The 17634-nt window shown below is 65.8% G+C and carries 4 protein-coding genes; all 4 read right to left on the bottom strand.

Annotation, left to right across the window (positions count from 1 at the left end):
• Positions 1–96: 96 nt before the first annotated feature.
• The 4 genes from C8250_RS09025 to C8250_RS09010 are packed head-to-tail and all read right to left on the bottom strand — an operon-like array spanning position 97 to position 17553.
• The gene (locus tag C8250_RS09025; protein ID WP_138357956.1) at positions 97–2409 is read right to left on the bottom strand and encodes a UvrD-helicase domain-containing protein; all 2313 of its coding nucleotides are present in this window, start codon (positions 2407–2409) and stop codon (positions 97–99) included.
• Complete coding sequence (locus C8250_RS09020) at positions 2406–9161, bottom strand: DEAD/DEAH box helicase (RefSeq protein ID WP_138357957.1); 6756 nt, start codon at positions 9159–9161, stop codon at positions 2406–2408. The genes C8250_RS09025 and C8250_RS09020 overlap by 4 nt, the downstream gene beginning before the upstream one ends.
• The gene (locus C8250_RS09015; RefSeq protein WP_138357959.1) at positions 9158–14506 is read right to left on the bottom strand and encodes a hypothetical protein; all 5349 of its coding nucleotides are present in this window, start codon (positions 14504–14506) and stop codon (positions 9158–9160) included. Before C8250_RS09015 ends, C8250_RS09020 begins: the two co-directional genes overlap by 4 nt.
• A complete protein-coding gene (locus tag C8250_RS09010) occupies positions 14503–17553 on the bottom strand; it encodes a DEAD/DEAH box helicase (RefSeq protein ID WP_244809048.1) in 3051 nt (1016 codons plus the stop codon). Before C8250_RS09010 ends, C8250_RS09015 begins: the two co-directional genes overlap by 4 nt.
• Between the last annotated feature and the right edge of the window lie 81 nt (positions 17554–17634).

Below are 17634 nucleotides of genomic sequence, written 5' to 3'. Positions count from 1 at the left end.
GTTGATCGGCATGCGCGGCGGCCCCGCTCGTGAATCCGGGCAGTCTCTTGTCAGAGCGAGACTGGCCCGGGTACGGCAGCGGGGCCGGTAGCGGCATCAGATCGGCAGGTACGGGCTGGGCTTGTCGTGCCAGCTGATGTTCAGGGCGTCGCGGGCTCGGGTCGTGGCGACGAACAGCAGGGACCGGGCCTTGCGCTGCTCGCGCTCATAGCGTGGCGGGTCGTCGGTGCGGTAGCGCTCGATTCGGCTTGTCTGCGGGATGATGCCGTCGCTGGCACCGACGATGGCGAGGCGCTGGTACTCGAGTCCCTTGAAGCGGTGCATGGTCCCGACGTGGACTTCGCCGTCACCTTTGGGGCCGTCCTTGGTGAGCTCGGCGCAGGTGATGCCGGCCTTGGTGACCAGGTAGTACATGGCCTGACTGACCATGTCGCGGTCGGCGACACAGACGGCGATGCGGCCGCCGGGGTCGCTGGGAGCACCGTTCTCGTTCGTGGACAAGTCGTCGCGCCAGATGGCCAGGGTGGCAGCGAGGCCAGCGAGTTCGTCGTCCCAGGTGCGGTACGGGACGAAGGTGGGATCGGGGCCATGGAGGACGGAGCGGTAGCCGGCGAGATTGTCGGTACCGTCGTCGAGGTCGTCGTAGGTGGCCTTCCTATCGTCGACGACGCGCATTGCTTGGACGAGGATTTCCTTGGTTGTGCGGTAGCTCAAGGTCAGGCGGGAGGAGCGGCCGCGGATGTTGATGCCGAGGGCGCCGAGGCTGACCTGGTGGTCGTAGATGCGCTGATGGGTGTCGCCTGCGATGAACATGTCGTTGGCGAGGTCGGGGTCGGCCATGGCACGCAGCATCTTCCAGTGGGCGGGACGGAGATCCTGGCCCTCGTCGACCACGATGTGCTGGTACCGGTAGCCCAGGTAGCGCATACCGGAGCTGTTATCGCGATGGATCAGGTCCTTGCCGCCGATCTCGGCCTTGTACTCCCGGCGGGCCTTGATCTTCGCGGCGCGTTCGATCTCGAAGCGGGCGGCGCGCTCGGAGGCTTGGCCCCAGGTTTCGACGCCAAGCTTGTCGAGACGGGCGGTGAACTGCTCGAGGAGTTTCCAGATGTGGTTGCGCTCGGGGCGGGTCAGTGCCCGTCCCCGGCCGGCACGGCGGGCTTGGAAGTAGGCGGAGCGGGTGGGGACGGACTGGCCGAGGACGACCTGTTCCCATTCCTCGATGAGGAACTCCGGCTCCCAGCGGCGGTCGTCGAGTTCGGCCAGGAGCTGTCGCATCTCGTTCACGGCCACATGATCGTAGACGCGTTGCTTGCCGCGTCCGGGGGCGGTGTTCTCGCCCAGGACGCGGGCGGCGAGCTGGTCGATGTGGGCGATTTCGACCCGAGCGAGGAGTTCGGGCTCGATGAGCGAGGCCAGGCGCAGGCGGAGGTCGGTGGTGAGGTTCTTGGTGAAGGTCGTCAGCAGAATTGGCTTGTTGTGCCCAGGGGGCAGCTGCTGGGCGAGGTGCTTGACCCGGTGGAGAGCGACGATGGTCTTGCCAGTGCCGGGGCCGCCGGAGACGCGGGCGGGACCGTTGTAGTGGCGCTGCACGATGCGTTCCTGGGTGCGATGCAGGAAGACCTTCCAAGCGCGGAAGTCGCCTTCGTCGATCGCCGCCTGGACGTCGTCGTCAACCGCGGTGACCTTGGTGCGGGTCGCGGCGGCGGCGAAGTCGTCGAGGTCGGGCTGCTGCCCGAGTTCGACCGGCTTGGTGATCTCCTGGCGGACCTCATCGATGTCCATGCCGGCGGCGAGGCCGTACAGGACGTCCTTGGACAGCAGAGGGGCGCCCTCGAGGAGCTGGTCGAGTTCAGAGCTCTCGGTGACGGTGAGAGCGAGGTCGACGAGTTGGTCGGCGACACCGAGGTCGCGCAGCTGACCCGCATCGTAGGCGGCGAGCAGGGCGGGTGCCGCCTTGGGTTCGGCTTCGTACTGGACCGGGGCAGGCTCGGGTACGGCAGCCGGCGCGGTCTCTTCGGGTTCTGCAGGGGTGAGGGTGATGCCGGCACGGCGCAGGGCACTGTCGCCGACAACGGCGAGGTCGACGAACTCGATCTCGCCGGTGACACGGTTGACGGCGACCTGGAGCTCTTCGTAGACATCGCGACGGTGGCGGACGGCGATGACCAGCCAGTTCTCCGTGCCGTCCGCGTCGACCCCAGTAGGGGTGAGCAGGGCACGGTACGACTGGTTGACCCGGGCGGACCAGATACGGGAGTCGCCCTTGAGTTTCCGCTTCTTCAGGCCCGGCTGGTCGGGGTTGGTCCGGAAGATGTGGCAGAAGTCGTAGAACTGGGCTTTGACCGAGCGGTCGAGCTTGTACAGCTCCTGTTCGGCCTTGCGGTACAGGCTGAGCCGGGCGGTCATCGGGGGGTGCCTTCCGTGTCGGGGAGCTGATCAAGCAGTTCGTCGAGGCGAGTGAGCCATTCGCCGGCTGTGCGGACCTGCCAGCCGTCGTCGGCGTAGGCGGTGTCGCGTCGCTGAGCCTCGGGGTCGTCCTGGTCCTGGTGGGCGGTCACGACAGCGATCTTGAGTCCGGGGGATTGCCAGGCGAATTCGGCCTGCCAGCGGCTTGTGCCGAGTTCGAATCCGAAGACCGGTGCCTGCTTGCCTCGGTCGGCGAGGTTTTCGGCGAGGCGCAGGAGGTCTGGGGCCTCGTCGGGCTCCTCTCGCAGTATTTCCAGGATGTCCTCGTCCCAGGCGGCGTCTCGGAGCATTTGGATGACGGCGGCCTCGGCGGTCGAGTCATGGTCCGGATTCGGGTCGACCGGATGGATCGCTCCTGCAGGCGCGGCGGACTCGGCTACGTCGGTCACCGGTACGGGGGCACCGATTAGGGAGTCGAGTTCGCCGAGGCCGCCGCAAACGGCGAGGACTTCGACTTCGAAGTCGGCGGCGCGGCTGGCGGCGAGCTGGACGCCGTCGCCGCCGGCCAGGGACAGGAACTGGGTGAGGTTGCTCCAGTACAGCCAGGACCGCCAGCGCAGCTTGTGCTCGTCGCTCTCCAGGACGGCATCGCTGTCGTCGAGGACGGTGAGTGCGCTCCACCGCGGGTTTTCGGGGTCGGCGGCATCCAGGGTGACGAGGATCGGCAGTCCGTTCTCGTCCTGGGCCCGGAAGACGTGGACGGGCCCGATGCCGGTGGCATCGGGTACGACCGGCTTATCCTGACGTGTATTGCTGTTGAAGGTGGCTAGCTGGCTGCGGAGCGCCGCGACCAGTTCGCTGCGGCGCCCGGTAGCGGCGAGGGGCGTGGTCCCGGCGGTGCTGAGCAGGCCGGTGACCAGGGCGCGGGAGCGGCGGGCCCAGCGGTCGGCATCGGGATCGCGTAGGTAGGCGATGAGCGTGTCGATGGGGTTGGCGAAGACCGCGTTCGCGAAGTGGGCGCGCTGCCCGCCGTATTGCTCGTAGGCGGCCTTGGCCTGTTCTTGTGCCGTCCCGCGGTAGGGCGGCCAGACGGGCTTGGTCCGGGTGGGGCGCTTCTCGAACAGGTCGATGTCCGCCCAGGTGACCTGGAAGACGATCTCCCCTTCGGCCCGCAGCTTGGTGCGCTGAGCCGCGTCGTCGGCGATGCGGTTGTGTTCGCGGCTGGCGTGGAAGCGGAATCCTTCGAGGTAGACCTTGACGCTCTGGGCCGGGCCGTCGACCCGGGTGAAGGTGAAGTCTGTCCGGGTGCCCTGGAGTTGCTGCTGGGCTGTGAGCCTCCAGTGCGTGACGTCGGAACCGGCGGTGAAGCGAAGATGTCCGCTGGCGTGGCCGTCCTCGTCCAGGGCGGCGTCGTCGGTGACCTTCACCCAGTCGCGCAGGGCAGCCAGGAAGCGTGCCTCCAGGTCGGATTCGACCTGGGCATCCAGACCGACCAGCCCGGTGTGCTCGACCTCATCGGTATCCCAGCCATCCGCACCGTCTGCCGTGAACAGCAGGGACTCCAGCATGGTCAGGGCTGACTGGCGCGAGACGATGTCCTGGAAGCGCTCGGGGGTGTAGCGGTGCAGACACCGGTGGCAGGCCCGGCGTTGTTCCTCGGCGCATGGGCACTGTTTGAGCATCTCGTACGCGGCTGCGAGGGTGTCGCGGAAGGCGATGGGATCGGTCAGCCGGTCCAGATAGCCGGTGCCGCCGGGCAGGGAGTCGAAGAGCACCAGGAACCAGCGGCGCTCTCCGCTCTCGGCATCCGGCATGGAGGCCACAGTGGTGTCCAGGTGCTGCGGGTCGCCGCCGAAGTGCAGGTCCACACCGAGCCGAAGTGCGGCACGGAAGGAGTGCACCTTGGCGTCCACGTCCGCGGTGGCGGCCGGGATCAGCACTCGCAGAGCCTCGGTCTTCAACGTGTGGGCCAGCAGCACGGGCTCCTGGGTGGCGTCCTCCCGCTTGCCGCGTCGTAGCGGGCACCAGGGGCGGTGGTGTTTGAGCTGTGGGCTGCGGGCGGCTGCGGAGTCGAGCGCGTCGGTGTCGTGGTCGAAGACCGGTTTGCCGTCCGCGCTGGCTGCTCCGCAGGCGGTGCACACATGGAACGGGTTGAGCCGCACCAGGTGTCCGGCGAAGTCGTCGCGTGCCGGGGCGTCGTAGCGGACCGGCCCCACATTGATTCGGCGGATCATGGCGCTGCGGCAGTAGTCGACGCCGAATGTCTGCTTCGTGTGCCGCCACGAGCCGGGCTCGATCTCGCCCACAGGGATGTCGACCGCGTCCACGACGGTGTAGTGGCGGCGATCGCGGTCGTCCTTGTCGTCGCGGATCCGGGCGTCCTCGCGCTTGTCACGTGAGGTCACGGTGGCTGGCTCCACGATCTGGAACAGGCAGGAACCGTCGTCGGCGATGTGGGCGCTCTTGCAGCGCGGGCACGACGACCGGTCCTCCGCCGCGTTCTCGGTCCGCACAAAACCACAGCCCGGGCACACACGCCAGGTGCGCCATTCCTGCCGGCCGCCGGTGGCGATCTCTAGGCCGGTGATCTCGTGCCGGTAGCCGTTGACATAGAAGGAGTTGCCCGGGGCCAGCTCCGAAAGTGCGTAACGGCGCGGGCGGTCGTAGGAGTCGGTGGTGGAGGTGAACTTCGCCCTCCCCGTCTTCGCGTCGATCCCATCCTCGCCGTACAGCGTCGCCGACAGCGTGGTGACCGAGTCGATCAGCGCGTAGTTCGGTAGCAGCCCCAAGTCACACAGAGCGCTCTGGGCGGCCGTATCACCCAGATTGAGCAGGCGCCGGCCTACGCCACGCCGCTCGGCATCCAGTTCGTCCTTCTGCCGCGCCTGGTCGGGGTCGGAATCGTGCAGCTCGTCGTGGGCCTCGTCGATCTGAGCCAGCCGGGCGCGCAGCGCCTGGTCTCGGCGGCGCCACTCCCGCTCGGCCTCTTCCACCGTGCCGCGCAGCTCGTGCATCGCGTACTTGCGCAGGTCTTCCTTGGCCCGGTCGTTGACGCCGGTGGGGAACATCTCCAGGAAGCCCTTGGCGAGCTCTTCCCCGTGGGCGATGGCTACTTCCACCAAATCGATCAGGTAGCCGGACGGACCGAACAGAGCGGGTGCCTTGGTCGGCAGGGCGCGCAGCACGATGCCGTCACCGCGGATCAGCCGGCTGGCAGCTGCGAGGTCCAGCAGGTGCGCCAGGTACTGGCGGCGCAGGATCTCCACCGCTGAAAGATGGCATCCCGGGGGCACGATCGTGCCAGCGATCAGATCCTTGGGGCGCTCCAGGAAATACAGGTCACGCCGTCGACGATCGGGAATCGTCAGCAAGAACGCATTGCCGGTCCGGCGTCCGGCCCGCCCGACCTGCTGGGCGTAACTGGCCGGCCGGCGCGGCAGCGCGGCCAGCACCACCGCGGACAGGTCACCGATGTCGATGCCCATCTCCAGCGTCGGCGTGCAGGAGAGGACATTGGGGTCCTTGAAGCCCGTACGCCGCTTGAACGCCTCCTCCACCTTCTCGCGCTGCGCGCGCGTGAGCATGCCGGTGTGCTCGGCGGTCACCACCTGGTACGTCCCGGCCTTCCGGTACAGGTGTCGGTAGTAGTCGAGGGTGTAGTCACGGTCGCGGTGGTGCACTCCCAGCCGCTCGGGCCGGTCCCCGGCCACCAGACGGCCTCTGCGGCAGCGGTATGAGGGGCAGGGCTGATCGTGCCACTGATCGAGAAGGGAGGGGTGGACCGTCTGTTCCCAGAAGCACACCGGGCAGCGCACATACGCGTGCCGGACCTGTTCGTCGTCCAGGAGCAGCGCTTCGATGTTGCCCGGCTTGAGCCCGTAGACCCGTACTGAGGTGTCGTTCGGCGTTCGAGACGACAGCAGCCCGATGGCGGCCAGTTCCGGCAGGAGGCGGCTCCAGAACTCCGGTGACACCTCGCGCGACAGCCCCAGGCAGCGCCCGGCCCACCGCTCATACCAGGATAGCCGGCCCGTCGCGAAGTCGAACTCGCTGCCGTTCTTGGGCGAGCTGAGCAGGAACACCGGCGCCGCGACCCGCTTGGGGAATGCACGCATGCCGGGCGCGCGCTTGCCCCAGATGAAGTACCGGCTGGTGCCCGCCTCATCGACGTACTTGTCCAACCACTGGTGTGCGATCGCGCCCCGTGTACGCAGGCGCTCCAAGAACACCCGCAAGAACGCCAGATAACGTGCGTCGTCCTGCGGCTGAAGGGGCAGATCAGCGCGCTCGAACTCCTCGTGAATCCACTTGACCAGAGCCACCACGGCCTCCGGATCCGCGATGCGTACCTGCGCGGCTGCGGTCCGGGTCAGTTCCAGGGTGCGCCCGTTGCGGGAGCGGAACCCGAACTCCATCAGCGCTTCGAACGCCAGGCGCTGACCGATCAGTCGCCATGTCGGCAGATCCCCGCCGCGCCCCTGCCCGGACAGCAGCCGGTCCACGCCCTTGAAGCCGTGCAGATCCGGCGGCACCACCGCGGCCAGTGTGTCCTTGTCGGTCGTGGCTTCGACCACGTTGGCGATCAAGTCGTTCAGAGCTGTGGGCACGTCGCTGCGCAGGTGCTTCGCCAGCAGGGCGCGCAACGAGAAAGTGTACGAACGGTTCGCGACGAACCCGGCCCGGTGCGCGGCATCCTGCACCGAGTCGTTGAACATCAGCGTCTTGTCTTCGTGCCGCTCTTTGTCGAGCTCCCCGCCCGTGAACAACTGGGTGATCGATGCCGCCGTCATCGCAGCGGCTCCAGTGCCCAGATAGCGGACCGCGTTGCGCTCCCCGCACGCCGGGCACCAGTCCTCTTTCGCCGCCGTATTCGCCGTATCCCCGAAATTGACCAGGACGAACGCCGAATCGCGGGCCGTCAGCCGGGGCTCCTTGGACTCCTTGTCGTAGTCGTTGAGCGGATCGGGCAGCCGCAACCGCTTGCGGGCACCGTCCAGCACCATCAGCAGACCGCCCGCACTCTGCAGCGCTGCTGCGGCCCCCTTACCGCCCCGGCCGCTGGCCGGCAGTACCGCGGCCCCGGAACCCTCGCGCGCCTCCCGCTCGGTCGCCGAGACCAGGTTCCGCACCCGGGCCTTGTCCTGACCCAACGAGGCACGACGGATCTTGTATGTGTCGAATTGGACCTCGTGGTCGTCGCTCTCCGGCGAGAACACCGCCCAGCCCGACCGCCCGCAATCCCGGCAGTAGACCGCCGGCAGAAACAGATTCGCGCTCTGCCCCGACGTGGCTGTCGTCACCGGCGCCGAACGGTTCCCACTTCCCGCACTGGCATCGGCCGCACCGGCCACATCCCAGCGGAACTCCGCCTTGGGCCACGGCAGTACGCCGCGCAGCAGCCGCGAGACCGACCGGGCCCACTGGTGCACCTCGACATGCACGAACGGCCGCGGCGGCTCTCCCACCGGCGACTTCGGGTCACGCGCGTACGACAACAGCGCCACGAACCGGGCGAGCGCCTCAGCGGCCTTCTCTGGCTGCCGGGCCACCGCCTCCGCCCAACCGGCCGCACCTGCACGCCACATGACGTCCAGCACCTCGGCGCCGGTCTTCACCTCACCGTCCAGTGCCTGCATCACCGCACGGGTGAACAGGTGCCGCTTCAGGTTCTCGCCCAATACGAGGGGGTCGTCGTTGCGGACCCCGGTAACCGACTCGATGAGGTCCAGCATCGCCTCATCGCTCGTCGCGGGATCGGGCAGCGCTAGCAGCTCGTCCGGCGTCGGCAGCCCCTGCATCCGCACGTCCGCCAGCGGGATGAACTCCTCCACCGACAGCCGGTTCTCCCCGACGATAGACTCCGCCGTGAATTCCGTACCGAAGACCTGCGTCGCAACCTCGAGCAGCTGGGCCACTCCGTCGGCATCAGTCCCAGACGCGAGCGTCGCCGATGTCGCCACTGGACAGATCGAACCCAGCGGACGCCCCTCCTCGGACGCACCCACCGCGGCCGCGAGCCGCCGCAGCAGCATCGCCACGTCCGTGCCCTGTGCACCGTCATAGGTGTGGAACTCATCCACCACCACATACCGGATGTCCGACCCACGCCACAGCGGAGCATCATCCGCACGCTGCAGCAACAGATCCATCATTTTGTAGTTTGTGATCAAGATGTCCGGCGGCGAGAGCTGCATGTCTGAGCGGCGCGTACGAACGTTGTCGTACTTCATGGCCGCCTTGTCACCGATGTACAGCCCGGCGGAAAGCTTGTTCAGCGCATCGTTCTCCGTGATCAGCTCGTTGATGCGCTGCGCTTGGTCGGTAGCGAGGGCGTTCATCGGGTACAGGAGCACCGCCTTGATACCGGTCTTTCCCGCCTCCCGCTCGCGGAGACAGTGATCCAGCACCGGATACAGGAACGCCTCCGTCTTACCCGAGCCCGTCCCCGTCGTTACCAGCGTCGGCTGCGGCACATGCCCGTTCGCCGACGTCAGCCGCCCGAAGGCCACGGCCTGGTGCGCGTATGGGGTGAACCCCTCGCGCTCCCAATCCAAATGCTGCCGCCACTCCTCGCCGGCCACCGTAAACGGCGTCCGGATCCGCAAGTACGGTCCCCGGAACATCCCCGACGTCTCATCACCCAGGAACCGGTGCAGCGCCTCACGAGCACCCTCATCCGTGAGCGCGTACGTAGTCGACAGATACTGCAGCAGGCTCTCCTTGAGCCCCCGCGCCTCCAGCGTCGGCCTCACGGCTTCGGCACCTCCTGCTTGACCGGGTCCCATTCGCCACGCGCGACCGCGTCGTTGAGTTGCTTCACGAAGACGGCGTGCGCGGCCCGCATCTCTTTCTCACGATCCGCCTTGTAGAAGGGCGCTGTGTATCCCTCGGGAATTGGCGCCCTGTGTGGATTGGCGAGATGTGACTGGATATGGGCGTAATCCTCCTTCGCCTGACCATATCCGAATGCATACGGATCCTGTGCAAGGCGCCGACCTTTTGCGTCGAACCACATTTCCGCCTCTCGGTCGGCAAGAATTGAGTAGCGGGATCGGTAGATAGCCGTTAGCTGGTCCGCGGTGATCCCTAGCCAAGCGGCGACGAGTGCATCCAACTCAACGAGGGCGGCTCGTCGCTCATATTCGGTACGCAAAGGTGTCCGCTGCGTCCACTCTCCAGAGATTCCGGCACTCAGTGTCCCTTCGAGCAATGGCCAAATGGCAGCCCACTTCTCCCGGTCAGCCCATTCCCTCCGGAATAGTTCGCTCCATAGAGGAGCAAATTCGCCCGTGATGCAAGCTAGGCGGAGAGTTCGGAGCAGCAGGGGCTCGGCCAGAGGGTGTGAAGCGAATGCCGCAGGCATCTTCTGCACCTCGGCAAACTGTAGATGGGACCGGCCCGTGATGCGGAGAAAGTAATCTAGGGGCAGCGACGACCAGAATCCCGCGTTCAGTGTCGTTGTGAGGTTATCTTCCAGGGCGAGTGAGTGCACGGCGTGAACGTGAGTTGGGCCTGGTGGGATGATGGCAGAGAACAGACTGCGCTCGGTATTCTTGGAATCGATCATAGCTCGCCACGCCAGACGGAAATAGGCAGAGTATGGCCTCCCCAGCCACTGGTCCTGGCGTTCCAAGTACTGCTGCTTACTGCAGGCCCGCGCGTAGGTGGTGCGCGGGATGGAATCATCGGGCAGAGAAGGGATGTCCCACGGAGACCAATCCTTAACATTTCGCATGGGAAGGTTTGGTTGCTTTCCGAAGAGTGAACCAACGCCGAGATGTGGCCCCTGGATGACTACCTCGCCCCAACTGTCGGGGGCATGTACTTCGTAGCGGATGGTTCCGTCGGTCTTTCCGGTCGCCTCGTGATAACCGGAGCTGATTAGTGGATTGTGATGCCCGATTCGTCGCTTGAGGTTGCCCAGAGTTGAGATTGCCTCCTGCTCGATTGTAGTGACAGGATAAAGCAGTTGCGTCTCGTCCGTCGCGCTATCCGTGTCTCCGCCCAGCTTGCGCCATTCGGAGAGGAGTTCATCCGTGACGTGAATGATGCGTGCGCGGTGGGGTCGCACGTCCCATGCGCCAGCATATTTTTGAACCGGGACGTCTCCCTCTCCGTCGTGGGCGAGGGAATCAGGGAGCACGCGAGCAGCCCGCAGCTGGCTTAGATTGAGAAAATCGACGCGTTTCCGCTCCTTTCCGTAGATGTGCATTCCGAAGGAGACAGTCCGATCGACATCATCAAAGGCCCAGTTCGCCGAGTTTACAAAGCTGGCATGCAATCGCAGGTGGCGATAGGAGGTGGCACGCAGCTTGCCTTCTTTTACCCCCTCCAGGTGCGTGTCCGGATGGAGCAGTCCGGCCACTCCGTTACTGCCCAGGTGTTGCCACACTCGGCACATGAAGGCTCGGTATAGATTGGCTTGAGTGCCGGCCAGCAGCGGGTAGACCTGCGGGGCGGTCAAATAGTCGGCCGTAGTGACGGTTTTCGTCAGCTCGCCGAGAATATAATCTCGTACTTCCTCTTTGGTATATTCGAAGGCCCGACGAGTATCTCTCTCGGTAGTTGGCGGCTTCTCCGCCAGCATGAACCAGGGTTCGTGCTCCGCAAGAACCGAGTTCTCCTTCCATACTGGGCGAACCCACGGCGGATTACCCACCTGAAGGTCAAATCCGCCATCTCTCGCGAAGACGAGAGCGAACTCCAACTCCCAGTGCAGGAAGCCCTGTTCCTCCGCGATATCTCGTACTGCGCGCACCCATGGGAATCGATCCTCCGGGTTACTGGTGTCCATGCCCATGAAGCCAGGGAGTGTCTCTTCGAAGTCCTTGAGAGCGTCCAGACTCTTGAAGCTGTCGATTAGGGTGCCTTCGGGAACGTCGGCCGTTCCGAGCATGGCTTCCAGGAAGTCCAGCCAATCGTCCAGTTCCTTGAGAGGAATGATTGGGCGGCGTGAAGCCGTCTTCGGCCTCGGCGCCGAATTCTTACCCGGCGCCACACCGACCCTCTTTGTCTCGACGACCACTTCATCGTCAACGGTCAGTTCTAGGTCCTCGAAAGAGGTCTGCTCGGACCTTAGAGGGAAAAGGGCAGTTGCTTCGACAAAGCGCGGCTCTGCCTTGGGCGTCGGAGTCGCCGACGGCTTGGGGGCAACCTGAACTTGAGGCCGTTCTCCGGCCATTGGCACACCGCTGAGCAGTTTGCTGAGGCTGTCCGCTCCGCTGACTACCATCCTTGCCTCGTAGTCACCGTCGGAGCCGTCCAGCAGCCCTGCTTTGTCAGGGGGCCAGAACCACAGGGCGCACCAAGCGTCCATGACCTTCTTTAGCCGCCAGTAAGGGGTGTCGGCGGCACTAAAGAGGTCTTGCAGGACCTTCTCTTTGGACACGGCTTGGTCGGGGTGTTGGAGGAAGGCGTACTCGGGATCCGTCGGGTCAGCCTGCCAGACATTGATCCGGCGGGCGATCTCCTGCTCGGAAAGTTCCATGCGCTTGATGACGACGGACCACAGGAACTCGGTCCGTCGAGTTGCGTCCCGCAGTCGTGTGAACTGTGACGGGGGTTCGGCCCTCGGTTGCTTGGACTTGGGGTGGAGTTTGGGGCTGCCGTCCTTGTTGAGGTGAGCAGTGCTGCGCCTGGGGCGTTGGAGGATGCCCTTCTTCCACTCGACCAACTGCTTGGCCTGATCTTCGGCCAGTTCCTTGGCCTCCTTCGATCCCGCGATCGCGGCCCATCCCGGGCTCGGCAGCAGGAACTGGTGTACCGCATCCTGAGGCAGTGGTTGGGTCTGGCCGCCTTTGAGGAAGGGCAGTGGGGTCGGGGCCAGGGCACCCTTGTTCTTCAGCCATGTTTTGGCTGGTGAGGTGATGTCCTCGCCCGAGTAGACCGCGCGGCGTGCGCCGATAAGGGAGTTGCCGCGGCGCAGGTGGAGGCCGAACCAGGGGGCCCGCATGCCTGGGTGCATGGTGTTCAACCACAGCGACACTTCAGCGAGTTCGACTCCGGTGGAGTTGAGGTCGACTCCGTAGGCGTTGTGTAGGGCGATGTATGCCTTGGCCCTCTGCTTCTCAATGAGTGCGTCGGCGGTGGGGATTGTGGTGCCGAGTTCGTCCTGGCGCCGGCGCAGATATTCGTTGGCGACCTGGTTGATGGCCTCGTTGAGGAAGGCGCCGGAGCCGAGGGCCGGCTCGCAGATCTTGTACTTGAGGAGTGCAGAGGCGCGGGTTTTGATGACGTTGCCGTTGGAGTCACGTTCCTGGTCAAGGCGGTTCTTCAGGGCGAGTTCGACGGTGACCTGCGTGAGCGACTCGGGGGTGTAGTAAGAGGCGGAGGTTTCACGGTCACGGCCGGCGAGCCGGTAGACGAAGGAGCCCTTCTCGTACTTCTTGACCCCGCGCAGCCCCTTTCGGGCATCGTCCTCGCTGTAATGGATGAGGGTTGTGTCGGGGTACTGGTCCTGCTTGTGAGAGGGGATGAGCCAGGAGCCCTTCTCCGGGTCACCGCCCTTGGCGACCTCGCACAGCTCTTCCTCGGCGATGATGCCGGTGTAGGACATCAACCCCTCGTAGACGGCGCCGAGTTGATTGATGCCGAGGTTGCGATAGGAGATGAAGCCGCCGCGTTCGCCGCGCTTGCCCTTCTTCATGGTCAGTAGACGCAGCACTTCGTGGAGGGTGGAGTTGCGCAGGCGCAGGTCGAGCCAGCGCGGGTCGGTGTCCTCGTCGCTGGTTGGGTCCAGGACGCGGGTGCCAATGAGGCGGATAGCGGTGGGTTCGAAGAGCTCGCTGCGCAGGGGTTCGAAGCGCAGCCCGCGGTCTTCGCTGCGGCGGGCGGCCTTAGCCTCGCGGGCTTCTTCGTCGTCGCCGGGCTGGTCGTCGTAGGGCTCGGTGCCGTAGGCACGGTGGCCGAAGTTGACCTTGTTGAACAGAACATCAAGGGACTGGAAGAGGTGGAAGCCGTTCTTGGCCTCCTCGTCGACGAGCTCCTCGTCGCGCTCGACGAGTTCGCGCAGGCGGGCCATGGAGTAGCCGGCCTCGTAGCTGCCATCGTCGGAAGGGAGGATGCCAAGTTCGGGGCGGGCCTCGGCGTACAGCAGGAAGAGGATTCGGTAGAGGTAGCGCAGGGATTCGCGGGTGAGTTCCCGGGCGAAGCGGATTTTCGGGTTTTCGATGTCGGCCGGGGTGACCTGGTTCTTCGGCTCGGTCATCCGGCTGAGAACTTCGTTGGCGATGACCTCGACCGAGCGCTGGAGTCCATAGCGCAGTTCGTTGGAAACGCCGACCGCGTTGGTACTCGACGACTTGAGCAGGCCGTCGATCGCCCGGTTCTGGTCGTTGTCGCCGGGGCGGAGCATGTCCAAGCTGAACAGTGCAGCAATGGTGGAGAGTTCACCCTGCTGGCTACGGTCGTTGCGTTCCAGGGCCGCGTCGAGGCTCACCGCGAGGTAGCGGCCCTCGCGCCAAGACTGACGGTCAGCAAGCAGGATCACGCCGCCGATGAGGAGCAGCACGAAGCGGGGATGAGCGCCGCCGGGTTCGCCCAGCTCGCTCTCGAAGAGCCAGGAGGCCAGATCCTCGCCGGTCTTGTAACTCTCGCTTGCGCTGACACGTAGCGGTGCCAGGAGGCGTCCGGAGCCGTCGGCACCCAGAGCGGTGTCGTTGTCGGCGGCCCAGCCGCAGTCGAGAGCGATGATGCCGTGGCCGTGGTAGGCGACGGACATGGTGTGCTCGCTTCCGGCGCGGTGCACGGTGAGCTCGCTGGGGGCGACGTCGTATCCGAGGGCGCGCAGGACGGTCTGGTGCCACTCGGCGAGTCGCTTGGCCCACTCAGGGTTGTTGTGCGTGTGGAGCCCTGCCTCGTCACCGGCATCGCGTTGGGCGGCGTCGGCGAAGTAGGCGCGCATGTCTTCAGCAAGGTAGGCGGAGCGCAGAGCGCGGACCTGCTCGCGAGGGGTCTTACGCGCGTCATTCTCGTCGCCCTCACGAAGCGTCCAGGTGGCGAACAGCCCCTTCTTAAGGTCGGCGCTGAGTTGTTCGGCGAAGTAATACGCGGACAGGTACTCGCCGCGGTTGACGAAGGAGTCGGAGTCGGTGCTCATCGTGCAGTGCCCCCTTCGGCGGCGTGCGGTTCCAGGACAGCCAGCAGCCGCAGCATCGGCTCGCCCTTCGTTTCTAGGGACTTGACCAGGCGCATCCGATCACTCGCGGCTCGGCCGACCCCCTGCTTGTCCGGGCGCGGACCGAAGGAGAGCGCGTCCTGTTTCCAGTGGGTGACGCGCTTGCGGTAGGGGGCAAGGGTCTTCTCGATGCGCTGGCGGTAGTGCTCCTCAAGCGTGCCGAGGTGTCTCTTAGCCTCATCGATCGCGTCGGGGACCAGAGCGGTGAGGCCGGGAAGATCGCGGGGAGTGGCGCGGCCGGGCATGCTCGGGCCGACTCCGTAGCGCTCCAGCGCCTCTTCGGTCAGTTCCACCGTGTTCGGCTCCCCGGGCAGGCCAGAGACGGCCATCCACTCGACAATGGTGGGCCGACCCTGACCATTGGAATAGATGCCCTGCACCAGGAAGGTGGGACTGTCCACGGCGGCGGCGAGTACCGGGGCCTGGTGGCGGCCGATCTCGACGAGAACCTTGTCGGTGAGCCAGTCCAGCACCGGGTGGACGTCCGTGACGTAAGAGACGTTGGGCCACTGTGACTTGGAGGTCTCCCGGGCCGCCTTCAGACGCGCATCGGCGAGGTCCTTGGAGAACGTGATGCGCAGCCGACCCGGCTCGGTCTTACGTGGCATGATCCGCTGCTCGTCCAGGTACGACTTGGGCAGCGCCTTGAGCCGGTAGAGCAGGTCGCGCGGCGGCTCGAAGGCGATGGTGCCGTCATCATCGCGCCGCAGGGACAACTGGTCCTCGGGGTTGGGGTGACAGACCTGCCGCAACGCCTCGTCAAAGTAGTCGGCGGTGGACCGGAAGAGCGTCGGTACCACCGCACGCTGCACTTCGGGGTGTTCGGGGACCGCACCGACCTGACCGAGCAACCCGGCCAGGAAGGCGGCACCGCCCTGCTGGGACTGTTTGATCGACTCCTCGACGGTACGGCCGGCGATCAGGTCCTGTGTGAGGCGGTTCTCCTCCTCCTTGGCCCGATACAGGCCGGTGACGGCCTCGGCCGAGCCCTCGATCTTGTGAGCCTCCTCCTCACGCCCCAGGAGCTTCTCGCCCACCAGCCGGTCGTCAAGGGTTCGCGCCTGCCCGCTGACCGCATCCGTGCGCCACGGGATGTCGCTGGTCAGGACCAGTGCCCGAAACTGCGGCGGGTACGCCTGGCCGTAACGGTCGATACGGCCATTGCGCTGCTCGATACGGATCAGGGACCACGGCAGGTCGTAGTGCACGAGCAGGTGGCACTGCTGGTGCAGGTTGACGCCCTCGGAGGCAACGTCGCCGGTGAACAGGACGCGCACCGGATCGTCGCGCAGCCCGAACTTCTCAACGATGTCCCGCTGCTCCTCGTCGCTGCTGGCCTCGCCGTGCATGACCTGAACTGCGCCGCCGAAGCCCAGCCACGGCTTGCTCTCATCCGGGCTGGTGCCGCTCGCAAAGCCGAGCGCGGCCGGTACGGTCTCGGCCAGCCACTTCAGGGTGGGGATGCGCTCGGAGAACACCACAACGCGGGTATCCGAGCCCGGACCGACACCCATCTTGCGCAGCTCAGCCAGGAGCGCGGTGAGTTTCGCCGAGTCGGAATCCTGGATCTGCTCGTTCAGCTGTTGCAACTCCACCAGAGCCGCACGCTCCCGCTTGACCTCCGCCTCTCGGACCTTCGGATCAACCGGCCGGGTCTGCTTCTTTTTGTCGGCCGACTTTTCGACGGGTGGCTTGTCCAGCGTCGCGATCCGCGTCTTGATCGACTCTCGTAGGGCCCGGTGCGAGGACAGAAACGACTTCAGCAGCTGGTACGGCACGAGCTGGTGCCGGCTGACCGAAGGCTGGTCGGGGTCACCGGGAATCCAGCGCGTAGCCAGCTCGCGGAAGACGGCGAGCTCCTTCTCACCGGCCGGCGCTCGCAGCGGCTGGGACGGCCCCCGGTCCGCCCAGGCACCCTTGAGGGACTCGCGTACCTCCGCCGTGGTCTTCGTACGCCGGATGTAGAGGTGGTCTAGGTCCTTGACCTCATACCGGTTCGGGTTGGCGATCGCCGCCTCGTCCAGCATCTTGACCAGCTCGGCGAATGAAGAGGCATCGCCGTTGTGTGGCGTGGCCGAGGCCAGCACCAGCGCGTCGGTCTTCCTCGCCAGCAGTCGGGCGAGCGCGTTGTTCTTTGTCCCCTGGTTGACGAGGTTGTGAGATTCGTCGATGACGACGGCGTCCCACTCGGTGTGCTCCAGGTGGTGGGCGTAGACGTCGCTCTTCAGCGTGTCCACGGAGATGATGGCCCGCTTGAAATAGGCGAAGGGGTTCCGGCCTGCGGGGATGTCCTGCTGCACCCGCTGGATCCCAGTCGAGTCCAACCGCACCAGCGGGATCGCGAACCGGGTCCACAGCTCCCGCTGGAACTGCTCCAGCACATGTTGCGGCGTTACCACCAAGATCTTCTCGCCGCGGCCGCGCCGGATGAGCTCAGCTAGGAGTACCCCGATCTCCAGGGTCTTGCCCAGACCCACCACGTCCGCGATGAGGATCCGCGGCCGAGGGTTCTTCATCGACAGCGCGAGCTCGGCAGGCCGCAGCTGGTGGATCTGCTGGTCCATGAGGAAGTTGTCCGCCAGTGCCAGCCCGTGCTCGGTCTGCGGCAGGAACGTCTTCCTCATGATCGCCTCAAGGAACAGCCGAGCCCTGCGATGGTTCGCGGAGTCGTCCGCGACCAGTCGGGTCTCGCGTGGGTCGAGCACGCTTACGAGATCGAGCTTGTCGTAGAAGACGGCCTCGACCCCACGGACGAACGAGGAGATGCCGCTGACGTCGACCATCCATCCGTCGCTCCGCGTGGGTGTGCACTTGCGGACCAGCCACAGTTCGTCGCGGATCTCCACCTGTGCCCCGGGCGCGTACCCGGACGTGGCGGGCGCCTGCTCTTCGGGCGACGGCTCGTCGGGCTCCCAGGCATCCCATACCGCATCGCTCTGGCCGCCCACGGCTCCCGCCTCGACGCTCAACGTCCGCTCCGATCCTTTACCAGCGGCACGCAGGCCGCTCAACGTCTACCGGGCCTGCGGACGGCTGACCAGCCGACCGAA

This window comes from Streptomyces sp. So13.3 (assembly GCF_005860785.2).
Taxonomy (GTDB): Bacteria; Actinomycetota; Actinomycetes; order Streptomycetales; family Streptomycetaceae; genus Actinacidiphila; species Actinacidiphila fildesensis.
The sequence above is the reverse complement of the archived record's forward strand: the minus strand, read 5'-3'. Positions and strand labels throughout refer to the sequence as shown.